Here is a 14,123-nt window from a genome sequence, read left to right as displayed (position 1 = left end):
CCTCTAGAACCCGGGGAGACCGGGCAGGCCTGAACCACCGAGTCCACCCGTGAGCGGACCGAGCTTCTGCGCCGCGATTTCCTGCGCCTTGTTCGACGCATCCTCGATCGCGCCGATCACAAGATCCTGCAGAGTCTCGACGTCATCGGGATCGACGACCTTGGGATCGATCTTCAGACCGATCAGTTCACCTGTCCCCTTGACTGTCGCGGTCACGAGTCCGCCACCGGCCTGTCCGGTGACCTCTGCAACGGCCATCTCCTGTTGGGCGGCCATCAGCTGCTGCTGCATCTGCTGTGCCTGCGCGAGAAGCTGTGACATGTCGGGTTGTCCACCTGGTTGCACTGACGTGGTCCTTTCTGCGGGTTTCCTGCCAGCGTAGACGGTGAAGCCCTCAGGCGAGTTCACGCTCGAGGTTCGCCAGCACCTGTGCCTGAATCTTCTCGAGCCCGCGCGGCGCGAAAGTCCTCTCGAAGAATCCGCCGATACCGCCTGCACCGTTCCATCTCGTTGTCGTGGTGACCGTCGAACCGCTGCCGCTCGGTGCAACCACCCAAGTGGTGACGAGCGAGGAATTCGCATCCGTCTCCGTGATCGTATTGCCCGACACCGAAACCGTGGCCTTGATGTCACGGGAGCGCTTCTCGGTCGCCTTCAGCGTCCACTGCGCCACCGTTCCATTGCCTTGCCCACCCTCGACTACGCGGTAATCGAGGTACTGCTCGCTGAGAATTCTCGGGCGCACGGATTCGTAATCCGCCAAAGCCGCGAGCGTCGCTTCCGGGGTAGCTGCGACGGTTATCGAACTGCTTGCGCTTACCTGGCCCACTGTGAAAACTCCCTTTGCTTGCCGACTCGTCCGAGACGTTCGACTTTCATCCTGCCTGGGAAGTGTTCCCGCGGGCCATTTCGTATATGTCCACTGTGAGCGCACTCACCGGTCGAGGGATCACACCATCGAACAAAGCGACATTTGGGGCAATCTTTCACTGTCCGGACGAATATACGTGACGTATATCCGCGCAGACATATAGCGTCAGGGGTGTGGCTGCCTCGGTCGAACTACTGAAACGAATGCGGGACGGTGGACACCCCTTCCGTGTGCGTCGCGCTCAGTCCCTCACCGGACTCGACGCTCACCGCGCAGGCGTCGAACGTCTCCTCGCCTCCTACCGCGCAATACCCTCGAACGCCGACGTGAGACTGGCGAAGAAGACGTCCAACCTCTTCCGGGCCCGCGCACGGACCCGCGCGCCCGGCCTCGACGTGTCCGGCCTGACCGGAGTCGTCTCCGTCGATCCGCAGGCGCGAACCGCCGACGTTGCCGGGATGTGCACCTACGAAGATCTTGTCGACGCCACCCTGCCGTATGGGCTGGCGCCACTGGTGGTTCCGCAACTCAAGACCATCACACTCGGCGGTGCCGTCACCGGCCTGGGCATCGAGTCGACGTCCTTTCGCAACGGCCTCCCTCACGAATCGGTCCTCGAAATGGACGTGCTGACGGGCAGTGGCGACATCGTCACCGCCACTCCCGAAGGCGAGAACTCCGAGCTGTTCTGGGGATTCCCGAATTCTTATGGAACACTTGGCTACTCGACGCGACTGCGAATTCAACTCGAGCCGGTCAAACAATTTGTGGCGCTGCGCCATCTACGTTTCGATTCCCTCGACGAACTGCAGACCGTCATGGACCGGATCGTGAACGACCGCGTCTACGACGGCATACCCGTCGACTACCTGGACGGCGTGGTCTTCACCGAAACCGAGAGCTATCTGGTCTTGGGCCACCAGACCGACGAGACCGGCCCTCTCAGCGACTACACCGGTGAGAACATCTTCTACCGGTCGATCCAGCACACATCCGTGAAGCATCCCAAGACGGATCGACTCACCATTCGAGACTACTTGTGGCGCTGGGATACCGACTGGTTCTGGTGCTCGCGTGCATTCGGTGCCCAAAACCCGACCATTCGCCGGTTGTGGCCCAAGAGGCTTCTCCGCAGCAGTTTCTACTGGAAACTCGTCGCCCTGGACCACAAGTACGACATCGGCGATCGTATCGAGAAGCGTAAAGGCAATCCGCCGCGCGAACGCGTCGTCCAGGACGTCGAGGTCCCGGTCGGACGCACCGCGGATTTCCTTCGCTGGTTCCTGGCAGAGATTCCCATCGAACCGATATGGCTTTGCCCGTTGAGGTTGCGGGAACCCGCTTCCGCGGGGGCATCCGCACAGCGTCCTTGGCCCCTGTATCCGCTGGAACCGAAGCGCACTTACGTGAATATCGGATTCTGGTCATCCGTGCCGATCGTGCCGGGCCAAGCGAAAGGGGCAGCCAATCGCCTGATCGAGCAGAAGGTCACCGAATTCGACGGGCACAAGTCCCTCTATTCCGACTCCTACTACTCGCAGAACGACTTCGAACGGCTTTACTACGGCGGCGATCGGTACACGGAACTCAAGAAGCGCTACGACCCGGACTCACGGTTACTGGACCTATTCTCCAAGGCGGTGCAACGTCGATGACGACTCTGAAATCTCCAGGATCCCCAGACCACAAGCTCGCAATCGCAGAAATAGTGGAAACGCTTTCCGACGGCGAACTTCCCCTCCGCTTCACCGCATACGACGGCAGTGCCGCCGGTCCAGAAGACGCCCCATACGGTCTGCATCTCAAGTCCACCCGTGGCACCACCTATCTCGCCACGGCTCCGGGGGACCTCGGCATGGCCCGCGCGTACGTATCCGGAGACCTCGAGGCGAGCGGCGTTCATCCCGGTGACCCCTACGAAATCCTCAGGGTCATGGGCGACGAGCTTCAGTTCCGCCGCCCGTCCGCGAAGACGCTCGCGAGCATCACCAGGTCGCTCGGGTGGGATCTGCTGCGCCCCATCTCACCCCCTCCGCAGGAGCACCTGCCGCGGTGGCGGCGGGTTGCAGAGGGACTGCGGCACTCCAAGTCTCGTGACGCCGAAGCGATTCACCACCACTACGACGTGTCGAATGCTTTCTACGAATACGTTCTCGGGCCGTCCATGACGTACACGTGCGCGTGTTACGAGAACAGGGACCAGACGCTCGAGGAGGCGCAGGAGAACAAGTACCGTCTCGTGTTCGACAAGCTCGGCCTCCAGCCTGGCGACCGGTTGCTCGACATCGGTTGCGGCTGGGGCTCGATGGTCCGGTACGCGGCCCGGCGTGGCGTCAGGGTCATCGGTGCCACACTGTCTCGTGCCCAAGCTGACTGGGCGATGAAGGCCATCGCCGAAGAAGGCCTGTCCGAACTTGCGGAGGTCCGGTTCACCGACTACCGCGACGTCCCTGAGAGGGGATTCGACGCCATCTCGTCCATCGGCCTGACCGAGCATATCGGCGTCGGCAACTACCCGGCCTACTTCAGCTTGCTGCAAAGCAAACTCCGCGACGGTGGCCGACTGCTGAACCACTGCATCACCCGGCCCGACAACAAGAGCCAGGCACGTGCCGGTGGATTCATCGACCGCTACGTCTTCCCCGATGGGGAGCTCACCGGCTCCGGACGGATCATCTCCGAGATGCAGAACGTGGGCCTCGAAGTCCGGCACGAGGAGAATCTTCGCGAGCACTACGCACTGACGCTCGCCGGGTGGTGCCAGAACCTGGTCGACAACTGGGACGCCTGCGTCGCCGAAGTCGGGGAGGGAACTGCGCGCGTCTGGGGCCTGTACATGGCCGGCTCACGGCTCGGCTTCGAACGCAACGCGATTCAACTCCACCAGGTTCTCGCCGTCAAGCTCGACTCGAAGGGGCAATCACACGTTCCCCTCCGCCCGTGGTGGTCTTAGACAACCTGGTGCGTTGCCGGGACCCCCGACCGGTCACGGCAACGCACCAGGGTCGGGACTTGACCTGATGGCCCGATAATTCGGGGAAACTGGTCCCAATACAGAGCTGAGCCGGTGCACGGTCGACGAGTACTGGTACTCGCCGACCGTGCACCGGCCGCAGAACCGCCTACTACTTGATGAGTGAAGCCGGCGGAGTGAAGCGCTCACCGTACTTGGCGGCGAGTTCTTCAGCGCGCTTGACGAAGCCGGCCTGGCCGCCTTCGTAGCCCTGGATGTACTGCGCCACACCGCCCGTCCAGGCAGGGAAGCCGATGCCCATGATCGAGCCGATGTTGGCATCAGCCGTGGTGAGAAGTACGCCCTCGTCGAAGCACTTCTGCGTCTCGATTGCCTCGATGAACAGCATGCGCTCGACGAGATCCTCGAACGGAACCTCGAGTTCCTTGGAGCCGAAAGTCTCCCGCAACCCCGACCACAGGCCGGTGCGCTTGCCGTCGGCGTAGTCGTAGAACCCCGCACCGCCGAGCTTTCCTGTGCGGTCGAACTTCTCGACGAGAGTGTTGATGACGTCGCCCGCGGGATCGGCAGGCAGCGTCTTGCCCTCGGCCTCGGCAGCCTGCGCAGTCTCCTTGCGGATCTTCTGCATCAGCGTGAGGTTCAGCTCATCCGACAGTTGCAGCGGTGCCGCCGGGTAGCCGGCCTGCATTCCTGCCTGCTCGATAGTGGCAGGCTCGATGCCCTCCGCCAACATGCGGATCGCTTCGTTGATGAACGTGCCGATCACGCGCGAGGTGAAGAATCCACGCGAGTCGGTGACGACGATCGGAGTCTTCCGGATGGCCTGGACATAGTCGAACACCCGGGCCAGCGCCTTGTCGGATGTCTTCTCTCCGCGAATGATCTCCACGAGAGGCATCTTGTCGACTGGTGAGAAGAAGTGGATTCCGATGAAGTCCTCCTGCCGCTTCACACCCGTTGCGAGGCCGGTGATCGGCAGGGTCGACGTGTTCGAGCCGAGCAAAGCCTCCGGCTCGACGATGTCCTCGATCTCCTGGAACACCTTGTGCTTGAGTTCCTGGCTTTCGAACACCGCCTCGATGACGAAGTCGACGCCGGCGAAGTCGTCAGCGTCGGCGGTCGGCTTGATCCTGTCGAGCAGGGCCTTCGACTTCTCTTCGGTGGTCTTGCCGCGGGAGAGTGCCTTGGCCTCGATGCCCTCGGAGTAGGCCTTGCCCTTGTTCGCGGCCTCGATGCTGACGTCCTTGAGGACGACCTCGAAGCCGGCCTTGGCCGACACGTACGCGATTCCGGCACCCATCATTCCGGCACCGAGCACGCCGATCTTGGTGATCGGCGTCTTTTCGATACCTTCCGGACGGGAGGCGCCGGAGTTGATCGCCTGCAGATCGAAGAAGAACGCCTGGATCATGTTCTTCGCGACCTGACCGGTGACCAGAGATGTGAAGTATCGCGCCTCGATCACGAACGCGTTGTCGATGTCGACCTGTGTGCTCTCGACGGCGGCTGCCATGATGGCGCGCGGAGCCGGCATGGGTGCGCCCTTGAGCTGCTTGCGCAGGTTCGCGGGGAACGCCGGGAGGTTGGCTGCGAGGCCCGGGCTGGACGGGGTGCCGCCGGGGATCCGGTAGCCCTTGACGTCCCACGGCTGGACACCGCCCTCGGGGTTGGCCTTGATCCACGCCTTCGCCGCAGGTACCAGTTCTTCGACCGAGGACACGACCTCGTCGATGAGTCCGATCTCCTTGGCCTGCACGGGTCCACGTTGCTGACCCTGCAGCAGCACCTGCATCAGCGCATTCTGCAGACCTAGCATCCGGACGGTGCGCACCACACCGCCGCCGCCGGGCAGCAAGCCCAAGGTGACTTCGGGAAGCCCGATCTTGACGCCCTTCACGTCCGCGGCAATGCGGTGATGCGTGGCAAGCGCGATCTCGAGTCCACCGCCGAGCGCGGCACCGTTGATGGCGGCGACGACCGGCTTGCCGAGAGTCTCGAGGCGACGCAGGTCCTGCTTGACCGCGACGCCGAAACTCTGGACTTCGGCGGCGTCCTCAGGGCCTGCCTTGATCATGTTCTTGAGGTCGCCACCCGCGAAGAACGTCTTCTTGCCGGAGGTGACGACGACACCTGTGATGGAGTCCTTCTCCTCGACGAGGCGGTCGATGGTCGCCTTCATCGAGGAGATGTAGGCGTCGTTCATTGTGTTCGCGCCCTGGTTGGGATCGTCGATGGTGAGCACGACGATGCCGTCGGCGTCCTGCTCCCAGTTGATGATGTTCTGCTCGCTCACTGCTTCAAGTCTCCTGGTAGTCCTAGTAGTGGACGGACGCTGCGTCAGACGCGCTCGATGATGGTGGCGACACCCATTCCGCCGCCGATGCACAAGGTGATGAGGGCGTACCGGCCATTCCGGCGCTCGAGTTCGTCAAGCACCGTGCCGGTGATCATGGCGCCCGTGGCACCGAGCGGGTGGCCCATCGCGATGGCTCCGCCGTTGACGTTGAGCTTCTCGTCGGGGATGTCGAGATCCTTCTGGAACTTGAGCACCACAGACGCGAACGCCTCGTTGATCTCGACCAGGTCCATATCGTCGAGGGTCAGGCCGGCGGTCGCGAGAACCTTCTTCGACGCGGGCGTCGGCCCGGTCAGCATGATCGTGGAGTCCGCGCCAGAGGTAGCGGTAGCGACGACACGGGCACGCGGGGCCAGGTTCATGTCCTTGCCGGCCTGTTCCGAACCGACGAGCACGAGTGCGGCGCCGTCGACGATGCCGGAACTGTTGCCACCGTGATGGACGTGGTTGATCTTTTCGACCCAGTGGTACTTCTGTAGTGACACTGCGTCGAAGCCACCCATCTCACCGACACCGGCGAAGGACGGGGTGAGACCCGCGAGGCTCTCGAGGGTGGTACCGGGACGCATGTGCTCGTCCTGGTCCAAGATGGTCAGGCCGTTGATGTCCTTGACCGGCACGACGGACTTGGCGAAGTACCCGCCCGTCCATGCCTTCGCGGCCAGATCCTGCGAACGGACGGCGTACGCGTCGACGTCCTCGCGGGAGAAGCCTTCGATCGTGGCGATCAGATCGGCGCCCACACCCTGCGGAACGAAGTAGTTGTCGTAGTTGGTGGCCGGGTCGAGTGCCCACGCTCCACCATCGGATCCCATCGGCACCCGGGACATCGACTCGACGCCACCGGCGATGACCAATTCGTCCCAGCCGGAGCGCACTTTCTGCGCGGCGGTGTTGATGGCCTCCAGGCCGGACGCGCAAAAACGGTTCAGCTGGACGCCGCCGACGGTGTCGGGCAGGCCGGCGTCGTTGACGACAATGCGTGCGATATCCATTCCTTGGTCGCCGACTGGGGTGACGACGCCGAGGACCACATCAGAGATGCGGTCTTCGTCAAGATCGGGGAACCGCGCACGAAGCTCGTCAATCAGGCCGGTGACCAGCGATATCGGCTTGACCGAATGCAGCGAACCGGTCTTCTTTCCGCGGCCACGCGGGGTGCGGATGGCTTCATAAATGAATGCCTCTGTGGTCACTGTAGGGTGTTCCTTCCTTATCTGCTTCGACGCCGACCGTGCACACGGGCACTTTGCACGGGGCATATCCCAGCTCTCAACCTTAGAACGCGTTGCAGAGCGAGGGGAAGGACCGAAGCGATCGTCGATCGTGACCGAGCTGATCACCCAGCCTGCCGCCACCACATTGTTGCGGCGCAGTGTTCGACGTCCTGAGGTTCGACGCCCTGAGCAGATCGAACCGGCACAGTGCGATATGTATTGCGGGACACAGCTCGGACCCCGTCGCGCCGAGATGGGAACACGTTTCAGCTACGATGCGGCATGCGAATTGCCAAGATGTCGACCATGTCCCTGCTTGCCGTGACAGCCGCAGCGGTCGCTTTCCCTGCTGCAGCTTCGGCCGCACCGAATCCGGCCGACAGCCCCAACGAAGCGGTGGTCCGCGCTTATATCGACGCCCTCGTAAGCCACGACGCGAGCGACGTTCGATTCACACCCGATGCCACGCGCGTCGAGGCCGGATTCCAGACGGGGTTCAACGGCCAGCAATTGACGGACGACCTGAACCACGGCATCCAGTACCGGGTGATCCAAGGCGTGCGTGACCTGACCATGACCGAAACCGGCGACACCGTCCACACCGTCTACCTTCTGGACGCGGGAATCGGAGACCTGCGACTGATGACCGTCGAGATCGACGAGACTTTCGATCTGGAGAACGGCGCGATCGACCGCATCGTGGCCACGATCACCCCCGTGTTCTGACTGTCGCTGAACGTCATTGATGAGGTCCGTGTTCCGTCGATGCTGCAGGAGTTGATCGACGGAACACGGGCCGCGACCAGCTCTAAGCGAGATCGGTAGAGATGATCTTCTCCATGTTCCGTTCGGCCAGCGCGGTGATGGTCACGAACGGGTTGACACCGACGTTGCCGGGGACGAGAGAACCGTCGACGACGTACAGGCCGGGGTATTCGGGAAGACGTCCGTAGTTGTCGGTGGCCGAGTTCAGCAGGACGCCGCCCAGCGGGTGGTACGTGAAGTCGTCACCGAATTTCTTGTACACACCGAACAGATCCGTCCGGTATATCGTGCCTTCCCTCCGGTTGATCTTGTCGAAGACTGCCCTCGCCATGTCGATGCCCGGCTGGTTCTGAGAGACGGTCCAAGACAGATCGACCTTGCCGGTGCTCGAATTGAACTGGAAGCGAGCACGTTCGGGGTTCTTCGTGATCGCCAGGTACAGGCTCACATAGGTCTCGAGTCCTGCGGGCAGCGGGGCGATCTCGGCGAAGATCGGCGCGGCCGGGTCGTCCCAGTTGTCGATGCCGAGAGTCGGGATCGTGGACTGCTTGGACCCGGTGGAGTGCCACATGTGGTTCGCCCGGCCGAGCATGATGTTGCCGTTGTTGCCCCAGCCCTCACCGACCTGCGACGACAGGTTCGGCAGGTGCCCCTGTGCCTTCATCGACACGAGCAGCTTGCTGGTGCCGACACTGCCTGCGGCGAAGAACACCCGATCGGCGGCAACGACCTTGGTGTCGACGATCTTGCCTTCTTCGTCGATCTGCTCCATCGTCACGTTGTAGCCGGAGCCCGAGGCAGGCTCGACCTTGGTGACCCGATGAAGGCTGGTGATCGTCAGCTTGCCGGTGGCCGCAGCCTGCGCGAGGTAGGTCTTGTCGAGCGACTTCTTGCCGGCGTTGTTGCCGTAAATGACCTCACCGCCGAGCGCGGACTTCGTAACCTCACCCTCGGCCTCCCTCTTCATGTACTCGAAGTCGTACACGTTGGGTACGAAAGCCGTTGAGAATCCGGATCGTTCAGCGGTCTTCCGCCCGGTCCGCGCGAACTTGTACCACTCCGTCGACTCGAACCACTCCTTGTCGATGTCGTTGACACCGAGAGCGGCGTTTGCGCGCGGGAAGTATGTGTTGTACATCGCGTTCGAGTCGACCGACGGCAGGATCTCCTCGAAGAAGTTGCGCTTCGGGGTAACGGCCATGCCACCGTTGACGAGCGAGCCACCGCCGACGCCACGCCCCTGATAGACCTTGATCCCGGAGAAGTACTCGGCGTCGAGGACACCGACGTACCTGTCGACGGGCCTCTTGATGCTGAAGCCGATGAAGTTGCTGACCGGCGGATCCGTCGAGTCGGCCAACCACGTCGAACGCTTGTCGGGACTGACCATCTCGCTGAAAATCGTTCCGTCAGGACCGGGCGTGTCCCAACTACGCCCCATCTCGACGATCTGCGTGGGAATGCCTGCCTGCGTCAGCCGCAGTGCGGCGACGGCGCCGCCGTAGCCACTGCCGATGACGAGGGCAGGCACCCGATCGCCATCCGCGAGAGCGCGGCGCGGGGAGGCCGAAGCCGCTGTCGTCGTCGACGAGAGCATGACTGCTCCCGCCGTAAGACCAGCGCCTGCAAGGAATCGGCGGCGTGAGACGTGTGAAAACCCCCGAGCCGGAGCAGCTCGGTTCGCGCGGTCGAACATGGATCTCCTCTGTCGGTGGTCGGGCAAGCAGCTTGTTGCTGCTACGAAAGCTCCCCGGGTTATACCGTCGACAGAAGCGATCAGGAGGCGATACCGAGAAATTGGCGCATCACATCACATCTCGTCAAACGCCTGACCTGATGACAGCTCGGTGTTCGGCTGTCGCCGAACGTAACCGAAGCGGCCCGTGTTTCGTCGATGCTGCGGGAGCTCATCGACGGAACACGGGCCGCGACCAGTTCTAGGCGAGATCGGTAGAGATGATCTTCTCCACGTTCCGTTCTGCCAGCGCCGTGATGGTCACGAACGGGTTGACACCGACGTTGCCGGGGACGAGAGAACCGTCGACGACGTACAGACCGGGGTATTCGGGAAGACGTCCGTAGTTGTCGGTGGCCGAGTTCAGCAGGACGCCGCCCAGCGGGTGGTACGTGAAGTCGTCGCCGAACTCCTTGAACACACCGAACAGATCCGTCCGGTAGCCGGTGCCTTCCTTCCGGTTGATCTTGTCGAAGACCGCCCTCGCCATGTCGATACCGATTTGGTTCTGAGAGCGAGTCCAGGAGAGATCGACCTGGCCGGTGCTCGGATTGAACTGGAAACGACCACGTTCGGGGTTCTTCGCGATCGCCAAGTACATGGCGATGAAGGTCTCGATCCCCGAGGGCAGGGGGGCGATCTCGGCGAAGACCGGCGCGGCCGGGTCGTCCCAGTTGTCGATGCCGAGCGTCGGAATCCCGGACTGATTGAAACCGAGGGGATCCCACACGTGGTTTGCGCGGGCCAGCATGATGTTGCCGTTGTTGCCCCAGCCCTCACCGACCTGCGACGACAGGTTCGGCAGGTGCCCCTGCGCCTTCATCGACACGAGCAGCTTGCTGGTGCCGACGCTGCCTGCCGCGAAGAACACCCGATCGGCGGCAACGACCTTGGTGGCGATGACGTTGCCTCGTTCGTCGATCTGCTCCATCGTCACGTTGTAGCCGGCGCCCGGGGCGGGCTCGACCTTGGTGACCCGGTGCAGCGTGGTGATCGACAGATTGCCGGTGGCGGCAGCCTGCGCAAGATACGTCTTGTCGAGCGACTTCTTGCCGGCGTTGTTGCCGTAAATGACCTCACCGCCGAGCGCGGACCTCGCTACCTCGCCCGCAGCCTCCCTCTTCATGTACTCGAAGTCGTACACGTTGGGTATGTAGACCGTTGAGAATCCGGAGTCGTGTGCACTCCTGCGACCGGAACGTGCGTACTGATACCACGGCGTGGTTTCGAACCACTCGGGGTCGATGTTGGTGACACCCAGGCTGGCGTTCGCGCGCGGGAAGTACTTGTTGTACATCTCGTCCGAGTTGACAGACGGCAGAATCTCCTCGAAGAAGTTGCGCTTCGGGGTGACGGCCATGCCCCCGTTGACGAGCGAGCCGCCACCGACACCGCGACCTTGGTAGACCTTGATTTCGGAGAAGCGCTCGCCGTCGAGGACACCGGTGTACCTCTCGATGGGCATCCTGAAGTTGATGCCCATGATGTTGTTGACCGGCGGATCCGACATGTCGGACAACCACGTCGAACGCTTGTCGGGGATGGCCATCCCGCTGAAGATCCTGCCGTCAGGACCGGGGGTGTCCCAGCTACGCCCCATCTCGACGATCTGCGTGGGAATGCCTGCCTGCGTCAGCCGCAGTGCGGTGACGGCGCCGCCGTAGCCGCTGCCGATGATGAGGGCAGGCACCCGGTCGCCATCCGCGAGAGCGCGGCGCGGGGAGGCCGAGGCCGCTGTCGTCGTCGACGAGAGCATGACTGCTCCCGCCGTAAGACCAGCGCCTGCAAGGAATCGGCGGCGTGAGACGTGTGAACTCCCCCGAGCCGGAGCAGCTCGGTTCGCGCGGTCGAACATGGATCTCCCTCTGTCATGCGGTGTGGCGAGCAGCATTTTGCTGTTACGCAGGGTTCAGAGGTTATACCGCAGATAAAGGAAACTACGACATGGAGTAAGACTTTGGCAAAGTACTCCGACTCGACACAGCCGGTGTCAGCCTTCGAGCCTCTCAGCCCCGAGCACGTCCCTGAGTAGTTCGGATGCCACGTCTTCGGGGTCGCGGCGGACCGACGGATCGCCGGGTTCCGCAGCTTCGGCGAGCATTTCTTCCTCGTCCTCGAAAGTTGACACGGGCGGCGGCGCCGACTCCTCTTCCAGCACCGGCCCGGGATCGTCGGGGTAATCGGGTGCCTCCGGCGGCGGAATATCATTGTCAGGTTCTGACAATTGATGGCCCTGGACCGAATCGTCAGGACCGGCACTCGGGCGCTCCTGCGGGCTCCCCTCAGCGTTCTCCCGACTCCGCCGGGAGAACCGCGGCGTATCCGCGGCCGCCTTCGTGGGTGCAGCGGCAGCCCGCGTGACAGCCGGCGATGCAGCCGCCGAAGCGTCGGCCTGATACTCGACTTCCCAATTGCCGCCGAACATCTCGGACAACACCTCGGCGATCACCCGAGCATTGTGTGGCGACGCTATGCGCGCACCCAAGTTGGGGACCGGGTGTGCCAGGACGAGACGGCTCCCCTGGACATCGTGCACCGTCGCCGCCGACAACATCGCCGGAAGAATCTTGTTTCGCTGGCCTACCTTCTCACGCAGCGTATTCCACGATTCCCGGAGCACAGACAGCTCGGCACCTACGGACGGTGCCGGTTCCTGGGGTGACTGCAAAGCAGGCGGTGCAATCTGATCGACATTCGGTTCGGGTTCCGAGACCGGGTGCGGTGTCGGTTCCGGCTCGGGAACGGGCCCCGGAGTCGGCCCGGGCTGCGGCGTCGGTTCCGGCTCGGGAACCGGAACAGGCTTCGGTTCCGGCTCGGGGCGGGGCATGGGTTCGGGCACTGGCTCGGGCGGAGGAGGAACTGTTGCCGCGGCAGCCCGCCGCTTCGAGGGCCTCTCGAACTTCGGCGCGCGTTCGGTGACCTCCCCAGGTGCGTGATCCGGCAACGCTGCCGGACGCTCGCCCGCACCCACCGCAGATGCCGCTCCCGTCGCCGGGAGTCCTCGTTCGACACGTTCGAGTCGCTGCAACACTGCCGATTCGGCATCGGAAGCCGAAGGCAGCAGCATCCGGGCGCACATCACCTCGAGCAGTAGCCGCGGGGCCGTGGCCCCACGCATCTCCCCCAGCCCGGCATGAACCACCTCGGCGTACCGCGTGAGAGTGGCCGGACCGATCCGCTGAACCTGGGCGCGCATGTTTTCCAGCGCGTCACCAGGTGCGTCGACCAGGCCACGCTCAGCGGCGTCGGGAACCGCTTGCATCAGGATCAGGTCACGCAGACGCTCGAGCAGATCGACCGCGAATCGGCGCGGATCGTGTCCCGCATCGATGATCCGGTCGACCGTCCCGAACAGTGCAACCCCGCTACCCTCCGCGAGCGCATCGACCGCGTCGTCGATGAGCGCCGCATCCGTCACACCGAGCAATGAAAGCGCTCCGGGGTAGGTGATACCCGCGTCCCCGGCACCCGCCAGGAGTTGATCGAGGATGCTCAACGAGTCACGTGGCGAACCACCCCCCGCTCGGATGACCAGCGGATACACCTCGTCGGCAACCGGCACCCTCTCCTGATCACAGACCTTTTCGAGCAGACCCCTCATGGTCGATGGCGTGAGCAGCCGGAATGGGTAGTGGTGGGTGCGCGAACGGATGGTAGGCAGCACCTTGTCCGGTTCCGTCGTGGCGAAGACGAAGATGAGGTGCTCAGGCGGTTCCTCGACGATCTTCAGTAGGGCGTTGAAACCCTGTGTGCTGACCATATGCGCCTCATCCACGATGAACACGCGGTACCGCGAGTCGGCGGGCGCGTAGAAAGCGCGGTCGCGCAGTTCACGGGTGTCTTCGACGCCACCGTGGCTGGCAGCGTCGAGTTCTGTGACATCGAGATTCCCCGCACCACCGGGACCGAGCGCGACACACGACGGGCACTGCCCACACGGTGTCGAAGTAGGACCCTCGACACAGTTGAGTGACCGCGCCAGGATGCGGGCCGATGACGTCTTACCGCATCCGCGCGGGCCCGAGAACAGGTAGGCGTGGTTGATCCGTCCGGCGTCTAGTGCGGCACTCAGCGGTTCGGTTACATGCTCCTGCCCCACCACCTCGGCGAAGGTTGCGGGTCGATACTTCCGATACAGGGCCACGCGCGAATCCTACCGGCGAACCCCGACAGATTTGCCCAGTGGGCGAAACGTTTGCCGCGCG

10 protein-coding genes are annotated in these 14,123 nt (G+C 63.2%); 3 read left to right on the top strand and 7 right to left on the bottom strand.

What is annotated here, in order from left to right; genetic code table 11:
• Nucleotides 1–3: 3 nt before the first annotated feature.
• Together AB0I57_RS11700 and AB0I57_RS11695 are read right to left on the bottom strand one after the other, a co-directional pair.
• On the bottom strand, nt 4–321 hold the full coding sequence (locus AB0I57_RS11700) for a YbaB/EbfC family nucleoid-associated protein (protein WP_358334578.1): 318 nt from the start codon (nt 319–321) through the stop codon (nt 4–6).
• A gap of 73 nt (nt 322–394) precedes the next feature.
• Nucleotides 395–829, bottom strand: a complete 435-nt coding sequence (locus tag AB0I57_RS11695) for an SRPBCC family protein (protein ID WP_358334576.1) — start codon at nt 827–829, stop codon at nt 395–397.
• Nucleotides 830–1,074: 245 nt separating this feature from the next.
• Here AB0I57_RS11695 and AB0I57_RS11690 point away from each other — a divergent pair, with 245 nt between their 5' ends.
• Together AB0I57_RS11690 and AB0I57_RS11685 are read left to right on the top strand one after the other, a co-directional pair.
• On the top strand, nt 1,075–2,526 hold the full coding sequence (locus AB0I57_RS11690) for an FAD-binding oxidoreductase (protein WP_358334916.1): 1,452 nt from the start codon (nt 1,075–1,077) through the stop codon (nt 2,524–2,526).
• Entirely contained in the window at nt 2,523–3,824 is a 1,302-nt protein-coding gene (locus AB0I57_RS11685; RefSeq protein WP_358334574.1) for a class I SAM-dependent methyltransferase, read from the top strand. Before AB0I57_RS11690 ends, AB0I57_RS11685 begins: the two co-directional genes overlap by 4 nt.
• A gap of 172 nt (nt 3,825–3,996) precedes the next feature.
• Here the strand turns inward: AB0I57_RS11685 and AB0I57_RS11680 are convergent, their stop codons facing one another.
• Together AB0I57_RS11680 and AB0I57_RS11675 are read right to left on the bottom strand one after the other, a co-directional pair.
• Complete coding sequence (locus tag AB0I57_RS11680) at nt 3,997–6,138, bottom strand: 3-hydroxyacyl-CoA dehydrogenase NAD-binding domain-containing protein (RefSeq protein WP_358334572.1); 2,142 nt, start codon at nt 6,136–6,138, stop codon at nt 3,997–3,999.
• A 44-nt stretch (nt 6,139–6,182) separates the two neighbouring features.
• Complete coding sequence (locus AB0I57_RS11675; RefSeq protein ID WP_358334569.1) at nt 6,183–7,397, bottom strand: acetyl-CoA C-acetyltransferase; 1,215 nt, start codon at nt 7,395–7,397, stop codon at nt 6,183–6,185.
• 303 nt (nt 7,398–7,700) lie between these two features.
• Between AB0I57_RS11675 and AB0I57_RS11670 the strand changes: the two genes are divergently transcribed.
• Entirely contained in the window at nt 7,701–8,144 is a 444-nt protein-coding gene (locus AB0I57_RS11670) for a hypothetical protein (RefSeq protein ID WP_358334566.1), read from the top strand.
• Nucleotides 8,145–8,226: 82 nt separating this feature from the next.
• Here the strand turns inward: AB0I57_RS11670 and AB0I57_RS11665 are convergent, their stop codons facing one another.
• From AB0I57_RS11665 to AB0I57_RS11655, 3 genes are all read right to left on the bottom strand, one after another.
• Complete coding sequence (locus AB0I57_RS11665; RefSeq protein WP_358334563.1) at nt 8,227–9,879, bottom strand: GMC family oxidoreductase N-terminal domain-containing protein; 1,653 nt, start codon at nt 9,877–9,879, stop codon at nt 8,227–8,229.
• A gap of 241 nt (nt 9,880–10,120) precedes the next feature.
• Nucleotides 10,121–11,773: a GMC family oxidoreductase N-terminal domain-containing protein gene (locus AB0I57_RS11660; RefSeq protein ID WP_358334561.1), complete on the bottom strand. Its 1,653-nt coding sequence runs from the start codon at nt 11,771–11,773 to the stop codon at nt 10,121–10,123.
• A 135-nt stretch (nt 11,774–11,908) separates the two neighbouring features.
• Nucleotides 11,909–14,062: a DNA polymerase III subunit gamma and tau gene (locus AB0I57_RS11655; RefSeq protein WP_358334558.1), complete on the bottom strand. Its 2,154-nt coding sequence runs from the start codon at nt 14,060–14,062 to the stop codon at nt 11,909–11,911.
• Between the last annotated feature and the right edge of the window lie 61 nt (nt 14,063–14,123).

It is taken from the genome of Rhodococcus sp. NPDC049939 (genome assembly GCF_040656415.1).
Lineage (GTDB): Bacteria > Actinomycetota > Actinomycetes > Mycobacteriales > Mycobacteriaceae > Rhodococcus_F.
Note: the sequence above shows the minus strand (reverse complement) of the source record. Positions and strands in the feature narration are given on the sequence as shown.